This is a genomic window from Proteus vulgaris (genome assembly GCF_016239305.1).
GTDB classification, from domain to species: domain Bacteria; phylum Pseudomonadota; class Gammaproteobacteria; order Enterobacterales; family Enterobacteriaceae; genus Proteus; species Proteus vulgaris_C.
The window spans coordinates 141136-166235 of sequence record NZ_JAEHOQ010000003.1; the positions used below are offsets into that span (position 1 = coordinate 141136).

Sequence of the window (25100 nt, forward strand, 5' to 3'; positions counted from 1 at the left end):
TCAATTAAAACAGTGCATTGATATAATCAGAGGTAAACCCACGATATTGTAAATAGCGGATCTGTTTCGCTTTCTCTTTATAGTCCTTGGGCTTATCGGTACCAAATTTTTTCTCTTTGACCTCTTGGCAAAGTACGTACCAATCGGTATCTGTTTCTTCTAAAACTCGTTCAATAATTTCACTGGGAAACCCTTTTAGACGTAACTCTTGGCGAATACGTAACGGCCCGTAGGATTTATTTAAATAGCTACGAAAAAAACTATAAATGGTTCGATTATCATCAAGGTATTGGCTTTCAAGTAAGCGTTCAATTACTTGAGGCAAATACTCAGGTGACGTCGGTGAGTCTTTCTCTGTTTCTCGAATTCGACGTTTAATACGACGTTGAAGTTCGATTGTACTGTAGTCCCGACGAGACAGCATAAAAATTGCATATTGATAAAGCTCTTGATAGGTCATAACGTTCCTCTCTTAACAAGTCCATGTGCATTGACGATTATCATAACCTGTTATCACCAGAAGATCTTATTTCGCTGTTAATTTCATCAATAATAGGGAAAGTAATATATTAGTAATAATTAAAAGAAGAATTATCATTCTCTTTTATAATTGAAATCGACTACTTTTATTAAGGTTAACTTAGAAAAAATAGGGTTTTTTATTTAATAAACCCTTAATAATCCTTTTAAAACACAAAATATAAGCATCTTTTGCTTTATATCGCACTTATAGCTGGTGACCATCAATTAGAAAAAGATTAAAATTTACGGCTACTCTTTTACTACTTACTTTTTTAATTTTCTGTGGGTTATGTATGAACTTTTCCAATTTAAATAAGATGGTATTGACCACCTCTCTCCTTGCCACGGGTTTTTCTTACGCGGATAGCGATCGCCCCCTACTCTCTTTAAGTGTGAGCCAATCTGGTGGCACTGCATTAAATAATGAAGGTTCGTTAGATACACGCACCCCAACAAGCCAATCTCGTGTTTTACCCATTTGGGGCGATGAAGCTCGCGCCCGTGGTTATGATTTACCAGAGCCATTTGGGGTCAGCTATAACTATATGAATCTACGCCAAGATGTAGTTGTAGATAAAATTGGATTTAGTTCTAGCAATATTGCTATGCAAGGTATATTGGATCAATTAATTATTGATGTTGGCCATACTCGCAGTAGTAATAAATCGCATATGCTGAAACTCGATAGCTGGGTTTTCCCATTTATGAATGTGTATGGAATCTATGGAAAGACAAAAGGCACATCAACAGCACAATTGAAATCTGTTGGCTTCGATATTGATGCACCTATGGCTAAAAATGTTCCTTTTAATTTAGATTATGAAGGAAAATCTTATGGTGCTGGTTTTACTTTAGCTGGGGGCTATAACCAATTTTTTGGTACTTTTGATGTAAACTACACTAAAACTGACCTTGATATCTTAGACGGTGATATTAAAGCGTTAGTGATCACTCCTCGTGTGGGTTACGAGTTTGTTTTTCAACCTTTAATTACAGGACAAGGTAATACCAAATTACAAGTGTGGACAGGTGCCATGTATCAAGATATTACTCAACGTTTTAAAGGCGATGTGAACAAATTAGACCTCCCTAGTGAGATAGCGCAACCATGGATGAAGCCTTTTATGAATGGAATGAAATTCGATGTTGAACAACATCTTGCCCATAAATGGAATAATTTGATTGGTGCTCGCTTAGAAGTGACTCGTAATTTTAATCTCATTACCGAATTTGGTTTTAATAATCGTAATAGCTTCCTTGTTTCAGGTGAGTTCCGTTTTTAATGGTCAAAACATCTTTTATTTTGGGGCTGGCCTTTGCCAGCCTCTTTATTTCGCACACAGCACAAGCTCAACTCTTTCCCGATAGGCAACAAATAGACCAATGGTTAGTTGAATTAGGCGGAAAAAATAATTTCGACCGCAGTAAAACTATCGACTGGGGCGTATTGCCGGGCCCATTTTATACGCCAGAGTTAGAATTGGGTGTAGGTATTGCACTTGTTGGTCTTTATCAAGCCGATAGTCGCCCTGATAGTAAAATCTCGTCCCTCTCATTAAGTGGCTTTGGCTCATCAACCGGTGCTTTTGGTATGACCTTTAGCAACTATACCTATTTGGCAGATGATACTTGGCGCTTTTATCTCACAGGAACATTAAATAATGTTCCCACCAATTATTGGGGAGAGGGCTATCACGAAGGGCGCGTAAAAGATCATTTCGGTGAATATCGCTCTCAAGAATTGCGTCTAACTCCCACATTACTACGCCAAATTACCAAAAACACTTATATAGGATTAGGGTGGGATTACGCTAACTTACAAGCGGCGGCACCTGATGATGAGTTTAAAGCCTATATGGGTAAACGTCATTTGCCATTACGCTCTACCAGTTCAGGATTAAGTGTGCGCTTTACCTATGATAGTCGCGATTTTTTGCCTAACGCTCGTCAAGGCCAAGCCTTTGATATTAGCTATACTCATTATTCATCGGATACCGGTAGTAATAATCGTTTTAATGCAACTCAAATGCAGTACAACTACTATTACCCATTAACCGAAGATGCGGTGCTCGCCTTTGATAGCTATGCTCGCTTTACCTCGGGAGATGTACCATGGACGCAGCTTTCTAAATTAAGTAACGGCCATCAGATGCGTGGCTATTATGAAGGGCGATATCAAGATAATCATGTATTTTCAACCCAAGTTGAGTACCGTCAAAAGCTCGATTGGCGTCATGGCATTGCACTTTGGCTGGGGGGGGGTACGTTAAGCGACCAAGCCCGTGATTTAGGTAAAGGCCATTGGTTGCCTAGTGTTGGTGTTGGTTATCGATTTGAGTTTAAGCCACGTATGAATGTGCGTCTCGATTTTGGTATAGGTAAAGAAAGTACAGGGTTCTATTTTCAAGTAGGTGAAGCATTTTGACGTTCAAGCGTTTTCTTTTTATTAATACTATTGCCTTCTTCTTATTTATTGCAGGTTGCACTCATGTCACGCCTGTTAATTCTCTACACGCAAATCTTGAGAGCGTGACACACGAAAAAGCGTCTCACGTATGGCAAACACCTGCACCGCTAACAGCGCCTAATGGTTTAAGGCCTTGTTGTGCTTTTGGTTATAACTTAAAAGTCAAAGCGTTTGAAATACCCGTGCCTTTTTATCGTATTGATAATGTGGTTGAAGCCTCGGCATTAGGTAATCATCGTTATAACGATAGCTTTTGGCTAGGTACAGTGGCCGTATTAGGTTTGGGAAGTGAAAAATCAGGTTTAATTTACTCCCGTAAAGGAGGATTCCTTGATATCGCCCATATTCGTGATACCGCAGATTACACTTATTATCTCTTTAGCCATATCTATCCAAAATTAGGCCAAGAGTGGACACTAACACTAAGTAATGAACTGGCACAACGTAAAATACACTTTAATGCTTTTACCCCACCGAAAGATGAAACAGAACGCTATACCTTAAGTGCTTATCTTGCAGCGCGATTAGGTTATCGTCTTGCGGTATGGCATGAAATTGCACAATGGTATGGCTTTCGTTCTGTGCCGGGATTCTCCGAAGGTATCTCTGCATTTTCACCTGAAGATCTCTACTCCAACTTAATTGGCGCACGACTTTCACTCACCGTGATCCTTAATGGTCACGCCACCAGTCTTGAGCACTATAATCAATCAATGCAGGGTATCATTCCTTCCGCACTCTACCAATTAGAAGCCCAATCTCGTCAATTAACACAACAATGGTTTGATGTGATTGATGGACAATGGTGGGATAGTCAACAACGTGTTCCTGACAAATTTTTAGTTTTAATGCGTGATTATCATATCTCGGATAAACGGTATCCCGTGTTACCTTTTGAGGAAACTGCATCTCCACACTACCTCACATTACCTAGTGCTTATTCTGGTTACGTTTTAGAACAATTAGCAGAATTTCAGCTTTGGCCAACAACACAAATGGCAAATTTACCTTATCCAAAAATCTATTGGCATGAAGCGGATTTTACTGATTTAACAGAAAAAGCACGTGAAATTGATAATAAAACCAGACCAAAAACAACAAAAACTGACTAAATAATAAACAAAATTGACACATTAAAAACCCTTAAATTTACTAAATTTGGGTTAAGTCACAGCTTTTTTCATAAGATAAATTTAAGTTTATATCAAAAAAGCATTTTTTGTTAAAGGAGAAAAGCGATTATAAAACGTGGCCTTCCAGTGAATCTTATACATTTAGTTAACAAATCACTCGTAGTTATCCTAATGTGAGGCGATATTTTGTAGCTATGAAAAAAGTAATTTGCTAGTATTCGTTCGATTTTTATCCAGTTAAACGAGGAGAAGCAATGCCCTCTCAATTGATGAGGACAAGTGCCGTCTTCGCTTTCTTGATTTCACTACTATTTACTGGTGTAAGTTTTGCTTCAACCAGTACCAGCAGTTCCCAGATACTGCAGGCGTATTCTTTCAAAAGCACGTCAACACCGTTGCCAGATTTGAAAAGATACCCTTCGGGAACACAGCGTAAGAAAGCGTTTTTAAATGTCATAGTTCCTATTATTGACAATGTTAATAATAAGATAATGAGAGATCGTGAGTGGTTAACTGCTCAACGTAAAGCCCAGCACTGGGGCAGCGCAGATTAAAAAAAACTGCGTGAAATCTGTCAATACTATGGCGTCACATGTACCAGCCCTAAAAAAGTAAATTGGGATTCGTTACTGACTCGCGTTGATATTATTCCGACACACTTTGTCGCAACGCAAGCCGCTACAGAATCTGGCTGGGGAACATCAAAGTTGGCACAACAAAATAACAATCTATTCGGTATGCGATGTGGGAGTCAGTCTTGCAATAACGTTCCGGGGAAAACCAAAGGCTATGCAGCCTACCCTGATATTGAAGGCTCAGTGATTGCTTATATGCGTAATCTTAATACGCACCGCGCCTATAATTCATTGCGCTCCTCAAGAGCACAGCAAAGGATGACGCAGCAACAACTCGACTCTCGCCAGTTAATCACTGACTTGAAAGGTTACTCAGAATTGGGTTCAAGTTATAACGATTATCTGACCGAAATGTTCGACTCAAATAAAAAACTGATCACTCAAGTTCAGTTACAGTCGAAACAAGATAGTTAAGCCTTAACAGGCTTTCATCTGGCAAAAAGCCACTTTTCTTCCTAGAGAAAAGTGGCTTTTATTTATCACAAGATAATCTTTTGATTGAAAGCCAGCTTATAATTCATAATATATGGGGTAACACGTTTGGTATGACTTTTAAATCACACCCTTAGAGCCATTTATGAATTTTTTTTCATTCGAGTTTCTCGGAGCCTTTGTTAGCTTTTTTATTCTATACTGGCTCTTCCAAAAGCACGTTAAGATCCAAAATATCCTACTGATTACAGTCAGTTATGCTTTTCTCTTTTATGCTGATTATCGTCCTGCGATTATCTTATTAAGCTATACGCTCTTTATTTATTTACTGGCAAATATATTAACGAAGTACACCTCTTCTAAAGTCATATATTGGCTATTAGGGCTATTGGTGGGAGTCTACTTTACCGCCTTTAAATATTACTCCTTTTTCCAAGAAACGCTGACACAAGCATTTCAACAATGGGGACTCAACATTGAGTTACCACTGATTGAATTACTTGCGCCATTAGGGCTTTCATTCTACATATTCCATTCGGTAAGTTATGTGGTTTCTGTTTGTCGAAAAGAGATCCCCAAAGCTCCGTTTTTGGATGTTGTGCTTTATCTGTGCTTTTTTCCAAGCATCGTAGCTGGCCCTATTAATCGCGCTAAAGAATTTCTTCCGCAAATCCAGGCACCAACCCGAAAAATCATTGATTATAAAGGGGCGATCATGCTGATTGTGTTGGCTATCGCAAAACTCTTTTGGTTGAGTGGTTGGTTTTCAACAAACTATGTTGATCCAGTATTTAATGCGCCCGATTTAGCGCAAAGCGGACAAGTGCTGACGGCAGTTTATGCCTATGCATGGCATATCTATTTCAATTTCTCAGGTTACACCAATCTTGTCACCGGTATTGCGTTATTACTAGGCTTTGTTGTGCCTCGTAACTTTAATGCCCCTTATTTAGCGATAAACTTAGCCGATTTCTGGCGTCGCTGGCACATTAGTTTATCTACCTTTATTCGTGATTACGTCTATATTCCTTTAGGGGGTAATCGTAACGGAGTGATTAGACAGAACTTTAATGCTTTTGCTGCGATGGTGATTTCTGGATTATGGCACGGCGCAGCCATGACCTTTATTATTTGGGGTGCGATTCACGGGATTGGCGTGGTGTTATTAAATATTAAACACCGCCTCTTTCCTGCAAAGAAAAATGCCCCACCGAGTGCGTTATCGTCATTAAATATGTTGTTGTCATGGATAATCACTTTCCACTTTGTTTGCTTTGCGTGGATATTTTTCCGCAGTCAAACTGTGGGTGATGCATTTGTCTTAATACAGCAACTCTTTAGTGCGGGCGCTTGGGCATCATTACAAGCTGAAGGTTTAACGCTCTTTATGTTCTGGGGGTTGTTCTTGCTTTATCCTTGCTTTGTGACCTTAAGAGATATAGTGGCTCGCCTTGAGAAAAGAGTGCCGTGGTATGTTTATCCTCTACCACTTGCGTTGATCCTCACAATTATTTTTATGTTGTCTCCAGATGGGGTGCCAGGATTTATTTATGCCAGCTTTTGATTTCTGCTCAAACCTAAAAAAGACAGCAAAAGTTGCCTTAATGGTGCTGTTGAGTACCCTTTTGCTGATTTGGCTAAACCAAACATCACTAGAGCGCTTTTGGCAACAACAATATCATCGCCCTGCACCTTGGTCGGGGCTTTCTCATTATTATGCTTGGGAAGTCGGTGGGCAACTGCGTGATGGCGTATTTGTTGCAATAGAAAGCTATGGCGATTATCTACAGGTTCACCATCCTGATAATCAGGCAAAACCTATTGTACAAGTTTCGGTGCCAGAACAACTTCCTGAAGGTTTTGCCGTTGGTTTGCACTTCTTTAATGGATATACACGACCTGCGTCCCAACTAACGCAACGCTTTCCACAGTTGTTAGAGCGTAAGCAAGCAATGGGAGGATTACCTTACCATTCTGTTACTGATGTTTCTGATGCAGCATTAGAAGCCTTAAAACCTATCGTCCCAAAAAAAGACATTATCTTATCACCAAAAGATAAAGTCTTATTTGCGGGTGACTCCATGATGCAAGGCGTCGCACCGTTACTTAAACGCCAACTGCAAACGGATTACAACATCAGCAGTATTGATTTAAGTAAACAAAGTACAGGGCTTGCTTATCCGCGCTTTTTCAATTGGCCACAAACTATCGCAACACGTTTAGCCAGTGACGACGCCATTAAATTACTGGTGGTCTTTTTAGGCCCTAACGATCCTTGGGATATGCCACCTGATGGTGGTGGACGTTACTTAAAATTTGCCAGTGAAGCATGGGAATCAACTTACCGAGCACGCATTGCAGGCATCATAGAAAATGCCAGACAGAATAATGTCACGGTTATTTGGGTTGGCCCACCAAATATGCGCAAGCAAAAGTTATCTGAAGGTATGTCATATCTTGATAAACTTTATCGCGAAGAAGCTGAAAAAATGGGTGAAATTTACCTTTCCGTCAATGATATGTTTAAATATGAGAAAGATATTTATTCTGATTATATGGGTGATGGTAGTAGCCGTGTTAAGTTAAGAGCCGGTGATGGTATTCATTTTAGCTTAAAAGGTCAGCAAATTATTGCTCAACAGGTATTCTCACGTATTCATCTTCAAGAAGAAACAAAAGAAGATAATGCAGTCGATGATGTAAAAGATAAAAACACGGTTATTGTAAATGAAACAATTAACGCACATCCTTGAGCGTAAAACTTTAGTCAGTTGCTCAATCATACTGGCTTTGGTTTCACTCTTAGTTGCTTGTAGCCAAGACACTGAAAAAAAAGTGAAGTTACCCACACCCACAGTATTACCTGCTGATGGTTCAAGACAGCTTTACAACTATCACGATCCTCACTTTGCGAGCTTTGTTAAAAAGTTACAACAAGGCCGTCAAACAGTACATATTGTTCAGCTAGGGGATTCTCATACTGCGGCTGATTTTTTTAGTGGTAAGTTGCGTGAACGCTTTCAAGCTGATTACGGTAATGGCGGTATTGGTTTTATTCCTCCGACTAATATCGCAGGACAACGTATTGCAAACGTACAATATCAGAGTGATAAAAAAGCATGGGCACTGCTTTCAAGTAGAAAAGATAGCGATCCTGATTTCCCATTAGGAGGGTTTATTAGTGAACCACAAGCTAAATGGGCTAAATTACAGTTATCTGAAAATCCAGTAACTCAACAACGTTATCAGCTACAAGCACTCTATAAAACGCCAACTACTGCACAAGTGAATGTACAGTCATCGACAAACAAAGTCCTTTCACTATCACAAACACAAGGTAAATGGCAGTTTTCAACCCCAACAACGATGACTTTTCCAGTCAGTATTACGGTTAGCAAAAGCCAACCAGTTAAATTAGGCGGTTGGTTGATCACCAATCAACAACCTGGCGTCATGCTCTCCTCATTAGGCATTAATGGTGCCACAATCAATATGATGGATAGATGGGGTGCACAATGGACAGAAACGTTAGGCCAGTTAAATCCCGATATGGTGATTTTAGCTTATGGTACCAATGAAGCCTTTAATGATACCTTCGATTTGAATGCCTATCGTCAACAACTGACGGATAAAATTCGTCAAATTCGCCAACAAGCACCTAATAGCACTATCTTATTAATTGGACCTTCTGATTCAATTAAAAATAAAGAAGCGCCTGATTGCCGTTCACAGCAGCCCCAATGGCTCAGCGATATTGTCAGAATTCAAAAAGAAGTGGCTCAACAAGAGAAAACACTGTTTTGGGATTGGCGTGACTATATGGGGGGGGAATGTTCGATAAAAGCTTGGGCGTTGTATGATTTAGCAAGGCCTGATGGTGTGCATCTTTCTCGTGAAGGGTATGAGAGCAGTGCTAATACACTCTATAGCCAATTGAATACCTTAATGAACAAAAGCTAATTTAAGATTGTTAGCATACAAAAAGGAGCATATTGCTCCTTTTTACTTTTCTTATTGAGTTGATTAATCACTCATCCATAGCATTTAATAAAGCATCCACATACTTGATAACATCAACACTGGCTTGCTCCATATGTTCGATATACCGAGTTACCGCTTCTTGATTGCCCTCTATATTGGCGCTCAGTGCTAAACGACCGCATTCATGTACTAACTTATGGGGTTCTTCTAAGCGACGAAAAGCCTCAGTATCTGCAAACTTCCGACCATCTCCTTGGTAATACCATTTTCCTAGTCGACACTCTGTATGCTGATTAACACTATTTTCATCATCATTATTAAGTAAGTGGATGTAGATAGCTTCTTTCCATAAAACATGATCCAGTTTGATGGTATTAAAAAACTGTTCCATCGCGATAAACGTAAAAAGATGTTTAAGATCACCAGCTTGTTCTGATAATGACACCAAATTTTGATGACCTTCTACGACCAGTTGTTTAACTTGGTGTACATGCTCTCGGTTTTTTTCTGTGACTCCTTTAATAAGAGTAAAGCGAGCACCTAAATTATTATTAATGGTTGCAATAGAAGAGGCTTGTTGCTGGATTTCTAAGGATAACTTTTTCATCTCTTGAGCTAATACGGCAAAACCAGCGCCTTCACGCCCGATATGACCAGCTTCAATCGCTGAATTTATCGATAAAATATTAGCCTGATTTGAAAGCTTATCAATATTACAGACACTATTTTTAATTTTTTTTAGCCAGCCTGAGAAATTATCTATGTCTTCTCTGCTATGTGTAAAATGTGCATCTATTTCATTTAAAAATTGAGCTAATGACTGAGAGTTATCTAACATTTCACTAAAGAGATGTTCCATTTCCTCAAGCAGATTAAGCTTATCTTGTAGCTTATTGCTGGATACTAAGATGGAATCTCGAATAAGTGTGATTGTGTGAATATTGCAATCAGTGTGTTTAATAAAAAGCGAATTATAGTCAACCATAATATGACAACCCTCATGTGCCCACCGAATAAAGAAGCCTATAGGTTAATGAGATATTTGGTATTTTCTGTCATATTTGATAGTCATTTATTGTAATGAAAAAAGCGCGTCAAAAGACGCGCTAATAATGTGAAAATAAAGATTACATATTAAAGAAATGCGAAGAAGATCATACCAATCACTGCACCTGTAGTGCCAAGAATAGTCTCCATTAATGACCATGTTTTTAAGGTTTGTGCTTCTGTCGCACCCGTAAATTTACCAAACAACCAGAAACCTGAGTCATTAACGTGGCTAAGAATAATAGAGCCACCAGCGATACACACTGATAATGCCGCCATTTGAGCGCCACTGTAGCCCAGCTCATTGATAACCGGTAAAACTAAACCTACCGCTGTTAAACACGCTACCGTTGCAGAGCCTTGAATAACACGAACTGCACCAGCAAGAATAAAACATGCCACCGCAATTGGCATACCGGCGCCAATTAAAGCATTCCCTAACGCGGGACCAACACCTGAATCCACCAGCACTTGTTTAAAAACACCACCTGCACCCGTCACTAATAAAATGATCCCCGCAGGTTGGATTGCTGCCGAACAGATTTCCATTACTTTTTCTTTGCTCATACCACGACGAATAGCAAGACCGTAAATAGCCACTAAACAAGCCACAAGAATAGCAATAAATGGATGACCAACGAATTCAAGAATATTATATAGCTGAGAACCTTCCTCAACGAAACGTGCACCTATGGTTTTACATCCCACTAACACTAAAGGCAATAACACAAGCGCAAGGCTAAAACCAAAAGAAGGCATTTTATTTTGGCCCAAACTTGGTTCAGTTAAATCTTTTGGTAATTCCAAGGTAACGTAACGGCTAATAAAGTTACCGAAGATAGGGCCTGCTAATAACATGCCTGGAATAGCTGCACATAAACCAATTAAAATCATCCAACCAAAATCAGCATTCATTTGGTCAGCTAACAGCATAGGTGTTGGTCCCGGTAATAAGAAGGCTGCTGCACCTGCAACACCCGCAAACAGAGGGATAGCCATTTTCACTACATTGCCACCCGTACGGCGAGCAACAGCGAATACAACACCAATTAATAAGACAACGGCAACATCAAAGAACAAGGGCAATGCACAAATTAAGCCAGCAATACCCAGCGCGTAGTTAGCGCGTTTCTCACCAAAATATTTTAATAATCGGACTGCGATTTGGTCTAATGCTCCAGTTTCGTGTAGCACTTTACCGAACATTGCACCCAGTGCAACGACGATAGAGAGGAAACCTAATGTTCCGCCCATTCCGTTTTGCATGGTTTGTGTGATTTGTTCAAGTGGCATTCCAGAGAAAATACCCGCTCCGATAGCAACAATCATCAACGCAATAAATGCGTGCAAACGCGCATACATAACGAAAAAGAGTAATAATAGAACCGAGCCAACCGCAGTTAGCACAAGCGTTAATGTACTCATACTGTTTCCCCTTCAAAAGCCCCTTGCGTCACTGAATTTATTTTATTGATTGCGCTTTCAATTACATCATCAAGTGGCATTGAAATATCAATTTCATACACATCATTTTCAGCGTTAGTTGGCTCTTCTAAGGTTTCAAATTGAGTCACTAACATTTGAGGTTTAAAGAAGTGCCCTTTACGTACTTTTAAGCGACTTTCAATCAGCGCATAGTCACCTTTTAAATATAAAAAATGCAGGCACTGATTGCCGTCTCTTAACATATCTCGATACTGTTTTTTCAATGCAGAACAAACAATTAGCGATACTTTATTGGTTCTTTGCATCGCAAAAGCAGCATCATTTAATGCTTGTAACCAAGGTTTGCGATCTTCATCATTTAAAGCGTGGCCTGATGCCATTTTAGTAATATTTGAGCGAGGGTGTAGAAAATCACCGTCTAAAAATGCAGCACCTGTACGTTGTGCCACACCACTTGCGACTGCAGATTTACCACTGCCTGATACCCCCATTAAGATGAAAACATGGTGTAGGGATTGGGTATCGTTCATAGAATGCTCCTTTAAGGCAGATATTAAGTCTTTTTTGTAATGTTACCCGTAACTGTTACGGGTAACATATCCGAAGTGGTAAGGTAAATACAACAACGAAGGTCAACTAAGAAGTGAAAATGTGAGGCGACTCGCAAATGAAAGTAAGATGATCTACAAACTGACAACAAAATATTGGATAAGTAACTCGATATTTATTTAAGGATCAATAAAAAACCCTACTGTTGATTATTTCATAACAATAGGGTTAGTAAATGATAAATTTAAATATTATCAATAAATTAAATTACTATATGCTTTCACCTGTAATAATGCGAAAACCAACATCAATAACTTGTCCCCGAGCAATTTTACCTTTCATACGCTTGAGCAATAAATCAGCTGCTTGTTGCCCCATTTCATCACGCGGAGTAAAAATACTCGCCAAACGAGGTGTCATCACTTGTCCTACGTCATGCCCGTGAAAGCCTGAGATAGCGATATCTTTAGGTACTGAAATACCTAAACGCTGGCACTCAAAAACAGCACCAATGGCAATATCATCATTTGTACAATAAAGCCCATCTAAGTCGGAGTATTGTTTACGTGCAGCATGTAATAATTCAGCCCCTAACGAATACGACGAACTTTTCGGTGTCATTACACTGCCTGTGGGTAAGCCCGCATTTTGCATTGCTTTCTCATACCCGTTTAAACGCATTAGCGTTCGTTCATCTTGTCTTGCACCAAGATAAATAACACGTTTACAGCCTCGCTTGATCATTTCACTGACCATCTGTTGTGATGCATCAACGTTGTCTAATCCCACCGCAGAGTCAAAACAAGGTGAAACGCTATCCATTATTTCCACCACAGGAATGCCTGCTGTTTCTAGCATTTTTATTGTTTTTGGCGTGTGTGTCCTTTCTGCAAGAATAAGCCCATCAATATTATAAGAGAGCAATGAAAGCAGGCGTTCTTCTTCTTTTTCCGCACGATATCCGTAGTGCGCTAACATGGTTTGATAACCGTATTTATCGGTTACTGATTCTATGCCGCGAATAACTTCAGCAAAAACTTGGTTAGTTAAAGAAGGTAGCAATACCCCAATCGCATGACTGGTAGAATTAGACAAAATATCAGGAGCACGGTTAGGAATATAATTAAGACTATCTAACTCGCGCGCAATTTTTTCTCGTAAAGCTTCAGAGACCTGTTCTGGGTTACGCAAAAAACGACTAACCGTCATTTTGGTGACACCAACACGTGAAGCTACATCCTGTAATGAGGGGCGTTTTTTCTTCATTTTATATCGCAACTATCCAAAAACACTCGTATTAATACGCGCTTTATTTTTCCAATAACGCTGATTATAGCCTTACGTTATACACTATTTCGAATAAAGTTTTTTAGATGTGTGCTTAGATTTGATTTTGACTGACTATCCCTTGACTTAAGCCAAAGGAAATATAGTATTCTTCGCTATATAATAAATGAAACAACGATATCAATGTAAAACAATAAACAGTGTGAACTTATGGCGATCCACAGACGACAATTTCTAACTTACCTCACAACAATTGCGACATTATCTGCACTTCCACATTCGGTAAGAGCTGCGATAACCTCGCGTATTGCAGCTCAATTTGGTCATATTCCGGCATCAACTGCAATCCATCGCGTGATCAGTGCTGGGCCTCCGACGGATCAATTATTGCTCGCATTAGCGCCTGAGAAACTATTAGGTTTCTCATCCCTTAACTTAGATAAAAGCCCTTTATTTGCAGAAGACTTACGTAAATTACCTCGCTTAGGGCGTTTATCAGGACGAGGAAGTACCCTCTCTTTAGAAGCCTTATTAACGCTAGAACCCGATATCATTATTGATAGTGGAAATGTAGATGAAACTTATCGCTCATTAGCGAAACGAGTTTCTGATCAAACTGGTGTGCCTTATGTGTTAATTGATGGCACATTAAAAGATAGTCCTGCCCAATTGCGCCAAACAGGGGCTTTATTAGGGATCACAGAAAGAGCAGAAACATTAGCGTTAATTGCAGAGCAATACCTTAGTGATGCAACCTTATTTGCTTCTGAACAAAAAATACGCCCGCGTTTTTATCTTGCTCGTGGTGCAAAAGGATTACAAACGGGTGCTAGACGCTCTATTCATACAGAAGCCATTGAGGCATTAGGTTTTGAAAACGTCGTTGATGTTCCTGACTTCACTGGGTTAACGGATGTGTCACCAGAACAACTGTTAATGTGGGATCCTGAAATTATCATCACACAAGATGAAAATGCCTATCAGCAAATCATGCAAGACTCTGTATGGCAAAGCATTCAAGCCGTTAAAAACAAAAAAGTATTACTGTTTAAAGGCTTACCATTTGGTTGGTTAGATGGTCCTCCAGGGATCAATCGCTTAATGGGAATGCGTCGCCTACAGAGCCATTTTGATAAACGAATAGAAAAACAAGCGGCTCACGATCTGCAAAATTACTTTGCTCATTTTTACCATACGCAATTAAGTGCTGAACAATGTCAGCAATTGCTGGGGTATTCATGAGTCAATCTGCACGCATCACGCTTCTTTTTGCGTTATTTTCCATTGTCGCGTTAATTGCGATCACAAGTGGTAAGTATTCACTTACTACCAATGAGCTGTGGACTCTAGTGAGTAATAAATTAACCGGTAATGGCAATGTAGAATACAGTCGAACTGAAACTGTCTTTTGGCAAATAAGATTTCCCCGCGTTCTGGCGGCAATCCTAATTGGTGGAGGGTTGGCGATTGCGGGTGCGGCTTATCAAGGTATGTTTCGCAACCCTTTAGTATCACCTGATATTCTTGGCGTTTCGTCCGGTGCTGGTGTCGGTGCAGTTTTAGGTATTTTTCTTGGGCAATCCATGTTGTCTATTCAACTTTTCGCTTTTGCGGGCGGTTTAGCAACGGTTGCTTTAGTCTACTTTATTGCGAGACTTGCGAAACAACATGATCCCGTACTTTCGCTTGTATTAGTCGGTATTGCTATTAGTGCACTATGTGGCTCAGCAATCTCATTAATGAAAATTCTCGCCGATCCTTATACTCAATTGCCCTCAATCACCTTTTGGCTCTTAGGTGGTCTTTCGACTATTACCGCTGCTGATTTGCTTTCTGTTGCACCTTTAATGTTAGTGGGCTTTATTCCATTAATTTTACTGCGTTGGCGTATGAATATACTCAGTCTATCCGATGAAGAAGCCAGAGCATTAGGTTTAAATGTCGAAGTCACACGACTTGTCTTTATTTTGTCTGCGACATTAATAACCGCAAGTGCGGTTTCTATTGCGGGGATTATTGGGTGGTTAGGTTTAATTGTGCCTCATATTGCTAGATTGTTAGTGGGCGCTAACTTTAGCCAGCAACTCCCTGTTTCCTTGCTTATTGGCGCTATTATGTTGTTAATCACTGACACATTAGCCCGCACAATTGCCAATATTGAACTCCCATTAGGTATTTTAACCTCAGCCATTGGTGCGCCATTCTTCTTAATGTTATTACTCAGAACGAGGAAAAGCACATGATCATTGCTAACGCCAATCGGCTTTCTATTGGTTACAAAGGTAAAACCTTAATTAAAGATCTCTCCTTTTGTATCGAGCAAGGACAAATAATTTGCTTACTAGGCGCCAATGGCTGTGGCAAAACGACATTGATGCGCACGTTATTAGGTCTGATACCTTGTATTGATGGCAAAATTCATATTGCGGGTAAAATACTAAGTGAGTGGTCACCAACAGAACTTGCCAAAGTCATGGCATATGTTCCTCAAGCAACACATATTCCCTTTTCTTTCAATGTGATTGATATGGTTGTAATGGGGCGAGGTGCGCATCTCTCCTTTTTTTCAATGCCTAGCTCACAAGATAAAACGATAGCAATGGAAACCTTAGAAATGCTCTCGCTTTCGCATCTTGCTCACCGAACTTTTGATACTTTAAGTGGCGGTGAAAAACAGATGGTATTAATTGCACGCGCTTTGGTGCAACAACCCAAATTGTTGATTATGGATGAACCCGCTGCAAGCCTTGATTTTGGTAATCAAATCAAACTACTTACCCAAGTTAAAGCGTTAAAAGCATTAGGGATCAGTGTTTTTATGTCCACACATCATCCTCAACATGCCGCTTCTTTAGCAGATGAGGTCATTTTACTGACACCTCATGTGCCTGTTTTGCAAGATAGACCTGACATTTTACTTACACCCGACAATTTAGCGCACCTTTATGGTGTACAACCAACAGATATTCAGGCGCATTTTCACGCCTATTCTGATAATAAAAATGACCATAGGCAAAAATATGAACACTATTGAAACCACGGATTTTGCTGAACTTTATAAAAACCACATGCTACAGGCAGAAAGAACCAAAAAAGCGCCTGAACATTGGGACAAACGTGCTGAAAAAATGGCAGAGACCTGTGCCAACCCTAACGATCCCTATTTAATAAAATTTCGTGAAATGATGGATTTTACCGGTGCTGAAACCTTATTAGATGTAGGTTGTGGTCCTGGCTCTATCAGCATTCATGTTGCAGATAAATTCAAGAAAACGATTGGTATTGATTACAGTACAGGAATGTTAGCTGTCGCAAAACGCAGAGCCGAACAAGCGGGTATCAACCACGCAGAATTTATAACGTGCTCATGGGAAGATAGCTGGGATGAGCTTCCTCATTGTGATATCGCAGTGGCTTCACGTTCAACACTAGTAATGGATTTAAAAGCCGCACTGTTAAAACTAAATCACCAAGCTAAATTACGTGTTTATACTACTCACACTGTTTCGCCAACTTTTGTTGATCAACGCATTATTCGTTTACTGGGTCGAGATGTTCCTACACTTCCGACATACATTTATGCTGTGAATATGCTGAACCAAATGGGGATCCACCCTAAAGTTGATTACATCCGTAGCCGTAATTGCCAAAGCAATTTCAATAGTCTTGAACAATTTATTGAGGGTATTAACTTCTCCGTAGGGCCTTTAAGCGAAAACGAAACTGCATGCCTAACAACTTACTATCATGAAAGTATTGAAAAAGGTATTTCACTGATTTCACCTACTCGTGATTGGGCAATGGTTTCTTGGGATGTCGTTCCTGAAAGTGAGCTAAACCTATGATTTATTATCCTGATGCCTTTCTTGATAATTTGTTGATGGAAGATATCCAATATGGCGATCTCACCAGCCGAGCGCTGAATATTGGTGATCAGCTAGGCACAATGACCTTTACACGCCATGAAGCAGGTTGCGTCAGTGGGATCACTCTAGGTTGTCGCTTATTGGAAAAATTAGGATTAGTAGTAACAACACATCAACAAGATGGTGATTTTGCTAATGCAGGTGATTGTTTAATCATTGCTGAAGGTCGTGCTGATGCACTACACCAAGGCTGGAAAGTGGTACAAAACGTCCTTGAGTGGAGCTGTGGCGTGAGTGATTATATGGCAAGAATGCTAGATATTTATCACCGCTACCAACCTAGAGGGCAAATTGCGTGTACACGTAAAAATATCCCTAATACTAAATTATTGGCGACCCAAGCCGTACTGGCTGGTGGTGGTGTCATTCATCGCCAAGGTTGCTCTGAAACTATTTTGCTCTTTGCTAACCATCGTCGATTTTTATCAGAGCCTAATAATTGGGCACAACATGTTAAGCAGTTACGCCAAGCTGCCCCTGAAAAATGTATTGTTGTAGAAGCTGAAGATATTGAACAAGCGAGAGAGGCCTTAAAAGCACAGCCTGACATTTTACAGCTCGATAAGTTCTCTATTGATGATATCGCACAGCTACAACAAGAAGCGCCTTACATTGCGCCTCATTGCCATCTTTCCTTGGCTGGTGGTATTAACTTAAACACAATTGAAAAATATGCACAGACAGGCATCAATTTACTGGTGACATCTGCGCCTTATTATGCTCCGCCGACGGATATTAAAGTTCGTCTTTACACAAAAGATTAAATAAAAACAATAAGTTAAATATGAGCAAGTACTTACATATTTAATCAACAATAAATAAAGCCAACATTAACTCAATGTAAAAGAAGTCATAACAAGGAAATGGTTATAGTGGCATGGAGGAACATCTTTGCTGAGCTTCTTTTATATGAGTTTGTTGCTTTATTTTATAAAAAACCGAGTGCTAACACATTGTCAGCGCTCTTTTTATTTATTTATTTTTACGCATATCGTTATATAAAAATTTATATATAGATTATAAACTGAGATTGGAATGATGAAATTAAAACCTCTATGCTACTGTTTATCTCTTGCCCTAATACCCAGTATTGCACTTGCTGACACCACTTATAGGCAATCCACTCCAGACTTATTAACCGTATGGAGTAGCCCAATTGCAGCAAATCCAGATGTATTAACACAAGAGCAAATGCTTGAACAAAATAAGGTCAATGCGGCGCAAGCAATTTCAACATTACCTGGTGTTGTGATGCAAAAATCCGGTAACCGTAATGAGTACACCATTAAAGTGCGTGGTTTTGATAGCCGTCAAGTACCTGTATTCTTTGATGGTATCCCGACTTATGTTCCTTATGATGGCAACTTGGACTTAGCGCGTTTTACTACTAACGACCTGGCAAGTATCGAAGTCAACAAAGGCTATACCTCATTACTACAAGGCCCTAATTTAATGGGGGGTGCAATTAATATCACCACTGCGGTGCCGAAAAAACCATTAGAAGGAAGCATTGCTTATTCTCAAGGTTTTTCTCGTGGTGCTGATTATGCTCATAATATGAGTGCGCGCTTGGGTGCACGTAATGATTTAGGCTTTATTCAAATCAGTGGTAGCCAATTAAAACAACGTTTTACCCCAATTCCTGGTGCTGATGAAAATAATACGGCTGCAGGTACTCATGGACGTCGTGATAATTCAGCAACAGATGATAAGCGTGGCATGATCAAAGTGGGTTGGACACCTCGCGCTTCTGACGAATATACCCTGACTTATGTAAAACAAGATGGTGAAAAAAATAGTCCACCATCAGCATTAGGTAAAGGTAAATTTAAATATTGGGCATGGCCGGATTACAATAAAGAAAGTTATTACTATAGCGGTACCACCCAACTTACTGATGGTATGAAATTACAAAGTCGTGCTTATCACGATAAATTTGAAAATACCCTTTATATGTACCCTAAAAAAGGCGATACACCTGACTACAGTCACTATGACGACTATAGCACAGGTGCCGCATTACAATTAGGCATCGATACTCGTGAAAATGATCTGCTCTCTTTCGCTGCTCACTGGAAAGATGACGTTCACCGTTCTCAGAAAGAGAAAAATGGTGATTGGATGCGTTATAAAGACAGAACATGGTCTTTAGCAACAGAATATCAATGGGCTGTCACTAATGATCTCGATTTAGTGGGTGCAATTAGCTATGACTGGCGCGATAGCGTTGAGACTGACAAAGGCGCTGATGATAACAAGCAAACAGCCTTTAACTGGGAAATGATGGCAAAATATTCATTAGCCAATGATGATACTGTACGTTTCTCAGTGTCTGATCGTAGCCGTTTCCCTACACAAAAAGAACGTTACACGAGTGAAAAACCCAAAGATGGCTCTAAAGGGATCATCAATCCAGATTTAGATCCTGAACGCGCATTATCTTTCGATTTAACCTATGAAGGACACATTACGGATAAATGGGGTTACCAAACCAGCATTTACTATAACCGTGTCAGTGATGCAATTATGGCACACACCGTTTATCGTGGTGGCAACGCATTTTTCCAAAACCAAAATAGCGGACGCGTTGACTATGTTGGTCTTGATTTAGGTACTAAAGGTAATGTGACAGATTGGTTAGAGCTAGGCTTAAATTACAGCTATATCCATAGCGATCCTAAACAAGTAGCACACGTTGAAGGTTTACCAAAACATAAAGCCTATATGTGGATGACGTTTATTCCTGTAGAACAGGTTCGTTTTACCATTATGGAAGAGGCGCAAAATTGGACCTATAACCGCATTGATGAAAATGACAAACTGGCAGGCTATGCAAAAACTGATCTTCGTTTAGATTATGACTTTGGGTATGGTGTCTCAGCTAATGCTTCTGTGAATAACCTTTTTGATAAGTCTTATGAATACACTCAAGGTTATATGGAAGAGGGTCGTAATTACTGGTTAGGTATTGAGTATAAATTTTAATTTAAATTATTATTTATAAAAAAAGAGCTGATATATGATTAATATCAGCTCTTTTTTATCCGTAAAACAATCTCATCTTCCATAATATTACTCTACATAACGTTAGAAACGTAGAAATCCTTTTGCCATTTCCAGTAATGTATTCATTGTACTACTAACTATTTTAACAAAATTATCATAATTGCTATTTGCAGTACTGTATTTTTTAGAAAATTCATCAAGATTGTTATTTAATTTTTTCTCAAATGAATCTAACATCTTTTTTAATAGATCAAACTCTGTCTGTAAAATATCTTGTGATCCTAATCCTTTATCTTTTAAAGATTTTAATAGACTTTCGAGATCAGTAAAATCAATTTGTACATTGAACAAAAACTCAAGATAAGGATCAATATAATGGTCACTACCTTCACCATCAAATTTGTTCACTTTTACACCTTTTATTCCCTCTAACAAATTTCCTAACGCATTCATTGCTGTATTAATATCATGTTTATTATTATAGAAAATTTTCTCCCCTTTTATTTCACGGTAGTAATTTCCATCTTTATCTATTTTAAAAAATAAATCTAAGTTTAATAATGGTTTACCACTATACTTAAGTCTTAATCCTTGTAGTTCATTATAAAAATTTTCAAGATGGATATTAATACGACCTTCTTTTGTAGCAGCTTTGGTCGCTTCACTCAATTTTGATAATAACGTTCTAATTTCACTCACAAAATCCATATAATTTGAAAAGAGATCTTTTAATACATCTAAATAATCTGACTTCCCTGTATTAATAGTCAATTTGATGTCATCAAAAAGATCACTTAATGAATCAACAAACTTGTTTTTATCATTATTGTCTAGAGTTTCTGCTTTTTCTATTTTAGAAATAGATGATAAAATATTTTTGCTCTCTAATTTACTGGAATGATATTTTTGGTTTTCAACATATTTAAATAAACCATCAGCTATTTTATTGTAATTTGGATTATTAACGAATGATACATCAAAATCTTTGATTAATTTTTTACTCGCTAAATAATCCTCATTACGTTCAATATTTTCCACTATATTATTAGGTTGATCTTTATCCGCTTGTTTTTTAGTTAAATACTGAGAGAAAATATTTTCTTCATGAGGTATATGATAAGATCTAAGATTATTAATCACAATTAACCCTTTAAGTTTGAACCTATTGTAGACGCAACATCTTGTGTTGCACGAATAATGGTTTCGATACCTTGTAAAAGTGCTTTAATAATATCAGCTTCATTTCGCTGTAATTCATTATTATTGTTTACTAATTGCCCTGCAACGGAAGTTGCGGCATCATTTCCTTTTACTTCAGCTTCAATACGGATTGCCTCAGCTTGCATAGGTTGTTCCGCTATCCCACTCATTGAAGGTGCAATATTCGTTAACGTATTTCCTTTTAATATTGTCTGGTTAGTATTTCCAGCTACTAAGCCTTTTCCCATACCAAAAATAGACATAGACGCACCGCCAATATTTAAGCCTAATGAAAGTCCTGCGCCAGTTACTGAAGCCGCTACAACCATATCTGCTTTTTTATTTAAAATATTTCTTGAACTATCGGCTAATATTATCTCTATACTCATTAACATATTTCCAAGTTCTCTAGATCTTTCATATTTTTCAATCATTGCTTTATAATAATTAATAAAAAGATTAATTAATGCCATCATATCATCTGATAAAAAATTAAACTCACCTACTTTTATAACTATATTTTCCGTTAAGTTAGACTTTGATAACTCCAATTTATCCAAAAATGATTTCATTTTATTTTGATTATATTCTGGTCCTTTCAATAAAGGCTTATTTTCATTTTTTTTTATACTATCGTTGCTAAAATTAATTCTAATAAGATGTTCTGAAGATATTTTATTGAATGTTTTTATACCCTCAGTATTCTCTATTTCATTTTCATGACTATTATTTGATACGTCCTTATTAAAAACATTATTTAAAAAATTATAATTATTAACTTTTATATCCATTCTTATATTTCCTTTTATTAAGCAGAAATACTTTTCGCTATATTAGATTTAACCTTACTACTCACAGAGTAACTATCGCTCATATTCTTTAATATTTCCGTAATGGTATCCATATTATCATTATACTCTTCCATAATTTTATCCATGAGCTTTTGAACTAAATCTAAAATTGCAATTAATTTTTTACTATCGGCAACTGACCTCATAATATCTGCTGATATTGTATTGCTATAAATATTAATGGTACTGGACGCAACTGAATTTAATAATTTAGCACCTACAGCTGTTCGATGAATTGTATTGATCGCCTTTTCTGATATATCTTCTGTTATCATATGACTAATTTTATTCAATGCTGTAGTGATTTTTTGCAATAATATATTATCCGTAATTTTTGTAATCGCTTTATTTATTGCTTTTAATACCTCTTCTATTGCCTGCATAATAATTTCTTTAATCATATTACCTAGCATTTTCTCAAGGTAATCATTTAAAACTTTTTTTAATGTCTGTTTAATTTGTTCATTGAATATTTTCTTAGCGACATTGGTTATTCCATTAATTGCAGGTCCCGCAACAAACGTTAATGCTATAGCAGCAACAAATAAAACAATGGTAACTAGAATTTTAAATGCCATTTTTATTTTGTCATATAGTGCTTTTTTAATATCATTAATTTTATCGATAAGACCTAACTCTTTAAGCGTATCTAAAAAAGATTCAAACATATCCATTAACACATCAACAATTTTATCAATTACTTTCATAATGGCTTCTGAAATAGGAGCCATAATTTCATCCATAAAAGATTCACCATGAATAGCTTGATAAATCTCATCAGCAGCCGTTAATGCAACATCTGCAACTAAAAGTGTTACAGCCACGGCCATTAATGCTAAAGAAGCACCAGCCGTAAAAACAGCCGCAATACCGGCAAAAATTGCGAGAAGACCACCTAAAATCTTTAAACCAATTCCTGCCCAATATTGAATTTCTTCTTGTTTTTTAATTTTTGCATTTTGATCATCAATCTTATCCCTCAATGATTTTTCTGTTACTTTTTGCATTTCTTCAAAAAGCTTTTGCTCATTTTCAGAACGTTGTAGCATTACTTTCATCGTTAGTTCTCTAACTTTAGCAAGTAAAAAAGTTAGTAATGCCATGCCTGATAAAGAACGAGAGGCTATTTCAAGCTCTATATGACTCTGGATCAGAGTCAGGTCAATATAAGCCTTTTTCGCACTTTGTATTTTCTCAGTAAGAAGATCATCACTTTTATTATCAATAATATTCTTAAGATGGTAAAAATTTACTGAGATTGATTTTAATTTTTCATCACTCATCGAGACATGAGGTGCTATATTTGATATTTCTTTAAAGAAGTCTAATATATTGCCGTGTAAATCATCAAGATCATATAGATTGTTTTTTGATATATCCTTGGGAATATTTAAAGAAGGAAACTTCCCTATTAAATAATCTGCCATTTCAGATTTTCTATTAAATTTTTTATGGATAAGATCATTAATAATATCTTTTGAAATCTTTTTATTATTTAAAAATTTACATACTTCATCTTCTGTTTTTAATCCTTTCTCTTGTATAGAATGATATACCTCCATCCAATAATCAACATTAGTCTCTTGATATTTTTTCACATCATCTAAAATAGATTTATAATCCTCAACCAATCCTGATATTTGCTTTTCCAAATCATCAAATTGATGTAAATACTCTTCGAATCTATCTGTATTTTTAATAGTATTTAAAATACTATCATTAATTATTCCTTGATATTTTAATTGCAAATCCAAGAAATTATTTTGTTGTTTTTTCTCTTGAGAACTCCTTTTTATTTTTCTCATATTATTTTGAGAAAAGTCCTCTACTTCTGGTTTTATACCTATATTAATATTTTCACCTTCCAGTTTTTCAGGTGGCCTTAATATAGGTCCAGAGAGACTTTCATTTCTTTTGATAGAATATGAAGAAATAATTTTCTTGTTGATGTCATTTATTGTTTTTTCTTTTGCCACCAAATTTTCAACGATATGCTCCTCTTCCTTCATTTTTAATGAGACTAAATGATTAGAGATTGTACTTTTACTAATAGCATCACTCATTTTCATTTCCTTTAATTTCATTAATGACGATCAGAGGAATATCTTTTAAAGATGTTAAATAAATCTCTGTTTTCTCTTTTATGATAGGATCTTTTATATTTAGCAACACTTGATGAAAACAATACTTTGCTTTCTCTTTTTCGCCTAAAGATAAATTACATTGTCCAGCATAGAACATAGGTCTATAATCATTGTTTGCATTTAAATAAGCTAGAGCATAAAGATCTATAGCAGCTTGATACTGTTTTTTTAATTGCTTAACTGCGGCAAGTCCCATGATATAATCAACATTATAAAAATCATAAAGACATAAAAATTTGAAAATAGCCTCCGCCTCATCCAATTTTCCTTTTTGGTAGAAGTCGTAAGCAAATGAATAAATTCCTTCCATAAATCCTTCTGGAATTGTACCTTCATCTTTAAGAGTTTTACCATTTTGTACAATGGCAACAATGTAACTTGCTAATTGATCAAGTTCTTTTTCTGACATCTTTTCATATAGTGACATGATGTTAATCCTTTCATCAATGATGAATAATTAACCAAATCATAAAA

21 protein-coding genes and 1 pseudogene are annotated in these 25100 nt (G+C 37.5%); 13 read left to right on the forward strand and 9 right to left on the reverse strand.

What is annotated here, in order from left to right:
- Positions 1-4 precede the first annotated feature (4 nt).
- Positions 5-460 (reverse strand): regulatory protein RecX, encoded by a 456-nt coding sequence (locus tag JEP40_RS03290; protein WP_198622446.1) that lies wholly within the window; start codon positions 458-460, stop codon positions 5-7.
- A gap of 355 nt (positions 461-815) precedes the next feature.
- Here JEP40_RS03290 and JEP40_RS03295 point away from each other — a divergent pair, with 355 nt between their 5' ends.
- From JEP40_RS03295 to JEP40_RS03325, 7 genes and pseudogenes are all read left to right on the forward strand, one after another.
- Complete coding sequence (locus JEP40_RS03295) at positions 816-1805, forward strand: hypothetical protein (protein WP_198622447.1); 990 nt, start codon at positions 816-818, stop codon at positions 1803-1805.
- Positions 1805-2947, forward strand: a complete 1143-nt coding sequence (locus tag JEP40_RS03300; protein WP_198622448.1) for a BamA/TamA family outer membrane protein — start codon at positions 1805-1807, stop codon at positions 2945-2947. Before JEP40_RS03295 ends, JEP40_RS03300 begins: the two co-directional genes overlap by 1 nt.
- Positions 2944-4101, forward strand: a complete 1158-nt coding sequence (locus tag JEP40_RS03305) for a DUF4056 domain-containing protein (protein WP_232799139.1) — start codon at positions 2944-2946, stop codon at positions 4099-4101. Before JEP40_RS03300 ends, JEP40_RS03305 begins: the two co-directional genes overlap by 4 nt.
- A gap of 275 nt (positions 4102-4376) precedes the next feature.
- Positions 4377-5171, forward strand: a pseudogene (locus JEP40_RS03310) (protein bax).
- A 163-nt stretch (positions 5172-5334) separates the two neighbouring features.
- Positions 5335-6753 (forward strand): MBOAT family O-acyltransferase, encoded by a 1419-nt coding sequence (locus tag JEP40_RS03315; protein WP_198622449.1) that lies wholly within the window; start codon positions 5335-5337, stop codon positions 6751-6753.
- A complete protein-coding gene (locus tag JEP40_RS03320; RefSeq protein ID WP_198622450.1) occupies positions 6740-7942 on the forward strand; it encodes a GDSL-type esterase/lipase family protein in 1203 nt (400 codons plus the stop codon). Before JEP40_RS03315 ends, JEP40_RS03320 begins: the two co-directional genes overlap by 14 nt.
- A complete protein-coding gene (locus JEP40_RS03325; RefSeq protein ID WP_198622451.1) occupies positions 7917-9149 on the forward strand; it encodes an SGNH/GDSL hydrolase family protein in 1233 nt (410 codons plus the stop codon). The genes JEP40_RS03320 and JEP40_RS03325 overlap by 26 nt, the downstream gene beginning before the upstream one ends.
- Positions 9150-9216: 67 nt before the next feature.
- On the opposite strand, the gene JEP40_RS03330 is transcribed toward JEP40_RS03325, so the two are convergent.
- The 4 genes from JEP40_RS03330 to gntR form a co-directional block, all read right to left on the reverse strand.
- Positions 9217-10155 carry a CZB domain-containing protein gene (locus JEP40_RS03330; RefSeq protein WP_198622452.1) on the reverse strand — a complete coding sequence of 313 codons (939 nt, stop codon included), beginning with the start codon at positions 10153-10155 and terminating at the stop codon, positions 9217-9219.
- Between the two features lie 149 nt (positions 10156-10304).
- Positions 10305-11642 (reverse strand): gluconate transporter, encoded by a 1338-nt coding sequence (gene gntU / locus JEP40_RS03335; RefSeq protein ID WP_198622453.1) that lies wholly within the window; start codon positions 11640-11642, stop codon positions 10305-10307.
- Complete coding sequence (gene gntK / locus JEP40_RS03340; RefSeq protein WP_198622454.1) at positions 11639-12193, reverse strand: gluconokinase; 555 nt, start codon at positions 12191-12193, stop codon at positions 11639-11641. Before gntK ends, gntU begins: the two co-directional genes overlap by 4 nt.
- Positions 12194-12482: 289 nt before the next feature.
- Positions 12483-13478: a gluconate operon transcriptional repressor GntR gene (gene gntR, locus JEP40_RS03345; RefSeq protein WP_198622455.1), complete on the reverse strand. Its 996-nt coding sequence runs from the start codon at positions 13476-13478 to the stop codon at positions 12483-12485.
- Between the two features lie 231 nt (positions 13479-13709).
- Here gntR and JEP40_RS03350 point away from each other — a divergent pair, with 231 nt between their 5' ends.
- The 6 genes from JEP40_RS03350 to JEP40_RS03375 all read left to right on the forward strand — a co-directional run bounded on the left by JEP40_RS03350 (position 13710) and on the right by JEP40_RS03375 (position 20410).
- Positions 13710-14741 carry an iron ABC transporter substrate-binding protein gene (locus JEP40_RS03350; protein WP_198622456.1) on the forward strand — a complete coding sequence of 344 codons (1032 nt, stop codon included), beginning with the start codon at positions 13710-13712 and terminating at the stop codon, positions 14739-14741.
- The gene (locus tag JEP40_RS03355; RefSeq protein ID WP_198622457.1) at positions 14738-15742 is read left to right on the forward strand and encodes a FecCD family ABC transporter permease; all 1005 of its coding nucleotides are present in this window, start codon (positions 14738-14740) and stop codon (positions 15740-15742) included. The genes JEP40_RS03350 and JEP40_RS03355 overlap by 4 nt, the downstream gene beginning before the upstream one ends.
- Positions 15739-16533 (forward strand): ABC transporter ATP-binding protein, encoded by a 795-nt coding sequence (locus JEP40_RS03360; RefSeq protein WP_198622458.1) that lies wholly within the window; start codon positions 15739-15741, stop codon positions 16531-16533. The genes JEP40_RS03355 and JEP40_RS03360 overlap by 4 nt, the downstream gene beginning before the upstream one ends.
- On the forward strand, positions 16520-17344 hold the full coding sequence (locus tag JEP40_RS03365; protein WP_198622459.1) for a class I SAM-dependent methyltransferase: 825 nt from the start codon (positions 16520-16522) through the stop codon (positions 17342-17344). Before JEP40_RS03360 ends, JEP40_RS03365 begins: the two co-directional genes overlap by 14 nt.
- A complete protein-coding gene (modD, locus tag JEP40_RS03370) occupies positions 17341-18189 on the forward strand; it encodes a ModD protein (protein WP_198622460.1) in 849 nt (282 codons plus the stop codon). The genes JEP40_RS03365 and modD overlap by 4 nt, the downstream gene beginning before the upstream one ends.
- 274 nt (positions 18190-18463) lie before the next feature.
- Positions 18464-20410 (forward strand): TonB-dependent receptor plug domain-containing protein, encoded by a 1947-nt coding sequence (locus tag JEP40_RS03375; RefSeq protein ID WP_198622518.1) that lies wholly within the window; start codon positions 18464-18466, stop codon positions 20408-20410.
- A gap of 102 nt (positions 20411-20512) precedes the next feature.
- Here JEP40_RS03375 and JEP40_RS03380 read toward each other — a convergent pair whose 3' ends face one another.
- Genes JEP40_RS03380 through JEP40_RS03395 form a run of 4 tightly spaced genes read right to left on the reverse strand, consistent with a single transcriptional unit; the run spans position 20513 to position 25053 of the window.
- Positions 20513-21571 carry an IpaD/SipD/SspD family type III secretion system needle tip protein gene (locus JEP40_RS03380; RefSeq protein WP_198622461.1) on the reverse strand — a complete coding sequence of 353 codons (1059 nt, stop codon included), beginning with the start codon at positions 21569-21571 and terminating at the stop codon, positions 20513-20515.
- A gap of 2 nt (positions 21572-21573) precedes the next feature.
- Complete coding sequence (locus JEP40_RS03385) at positions 21574-22422, reverse strand: type III secretion protein (RefSeq protein WP_198622462.1); 849 nt, start codon at positions 22420-22422, stop codon at positions 21574-21576.
- A gap of 17 nt (positions 22423-22439) precedes the next feature.
- The gene (gene sctE, locus JEP40_RS03390) at positions 22440-24545 is read right to left on the reverse strand and encodes a type III secretion system translocon subunit SctE (RefSeq protein WP_198622463.1); all 2106 of its coding nucleotides are present in this window, start codon (positions 24543-24545) and stop codon (positions 22440-22442) included.
- Positions 24538-25053: a SycD/LcrH family type III secretion system chaperone gene (locus JEP40_RS03395; protein WP_198622464.1), complete on the reverse strand. Its 516-nt coding sequence runs from the start codon at positions 25051-25053 to the stop codon at positions 24538-24540. The genes sctE and JEP40_RS03395 overlap by 8 nt, the downstream gene beginning before the upstream one ends.
- Positions 25054-25100 lie beyond the last annotated feature (47 nt).

Excerpts from the sequence above, each read along its gene's own strand:
- JEP40_RS03360 (WP_198622458.1), top strand. The coding sequence starts at position 15,739 with ATGATCATTGCTAACGCCAATCGGCTTTCTATTGGTTACAAAGGTAAA.
- gntR (WP_198622455.1), bottom strand. The coding sequence starts at position 13,478 with ATGAAGAAAAAACGCCCCTCATTACAGGATGTAGCTTCACGTGTTGGT.
- gntU (WP_198622453.1), bottom strand. The coding sequence starts at position 11,642 with ATGAGTACATTAACGCTTGTGCTAACTGCGGTTGGCTCGGTTCTATTA.
- JEP40_RS03330 (WP_198622452.1), bottom strand. The coding sequence starts at position 10,155 with ATGGTTGACTATAATTCGCTTTTTATTAAACACACTGATTGCAATATT.
- JEP40_RS03365 (WP_198622459.1), top strand. The coding sequence starts at position 16,520 with ATGAACACTATTGAAACCACGGATTTTGCTGAACTTTATAAAAACCAC.
- JEP40_RS03375 (WP_198622518.1), top strand. The coding sequence starts at position 18,464 with ATGAAATTAAAACCTCTATGCTACTGTTTATCTCTTGCCCTAATACCC.
- modD (WP_198622460.1), top strand. The coding sequence starts at position 17,341 with ATGATTTATTATCCTGATGCCTTTCTTGATAATTTGTTGATGGAAGAT.
- JEP40_RS03315 (WP_198622449.1), top strand. The coding sequence starts at position 5,335 with ATGAATTTTTTTTCATTCGAGTTTCTCGGAGCCTTTGTTAGCTTTTTT.
- gntK (WP_198622454.1), bottom strand. The coding sequence starts at position 12,193 with ATGAACGATACCCAATCCCTACACCATGTTTTCATCTTAATGGGGGTA.
- JEP40_RS03320 (WP_198622450.1), top strand. The coding sequence starts at position 6,740 with ATGCCAGCTTTTGATTTCTGCTCAAACCTAAAAAAGACAGCAAAAGTT.
- JEP40_RS03355 (WP_198622457.1), top strand. The coding sequence starts at position 14,738 with ATGAGTCAATCTGCACGCATCACGCTTCTTTTTGCGTTATTTTCCATT.
- JEP40_RS03350 (WP_198622456.1), top strand. The coding sequence starts at position 13,710 with ATGGCGATCCACAGACGACAATTTCTAACTTACCTCACAACAATTGCG.
- JEP40_RS03290 (WP_198622446.1), bottom strand. The coding sequence starts at position 460 with ATGACCTATCAAGAGCTTTATCAATATGCAATTTTTATGCTGTCTCGT.
- JEP40_RS03300 (WP_198622448.1), top strand. The coding sequence starts at position 1,805 with ATGGTCAAAACATCTTTTATTTTGGGGCTGGCCTTTGCCAGCCTCTTT.
- JEP40_RS03385 (WP_198622462.1), bottom strand. The coding sequence starts at position 22,422 with ATGGATATAAAAGTTAATAATTATAATTTTTTAAATAATGTTTTTAAT.
- JEP40_RS03295 (WP_198622447.1), top strand. The coding sequence starts at position 816 with ATGAACTTTTCCAATTTAAATAAGATGGTATTGACCACCTCTCTCCTT.
- JEP40_RS03395 (WP_198622464.1), bottom strand. The coding sequence starts at position 25,053 with ATGTCACTATATGAAAAGATGTCAGAAAAAGAACTTGATCAATTAGCA.
- sctE (WP_198622463.1), bottom strand. The coding sequence starts at position 24,545 with ATGAGTGATGCTATTAGTAAAAGTACAATCTCTAATCATTTAGTCTCA.
- JEP40_RS03325 (WP_198622451.1), top strand. The coding sequence starts at position 7,917 with ATGAAACAATTAACGCACATCCTTGAGCGTAAAACTTTAGTCAGTTGC.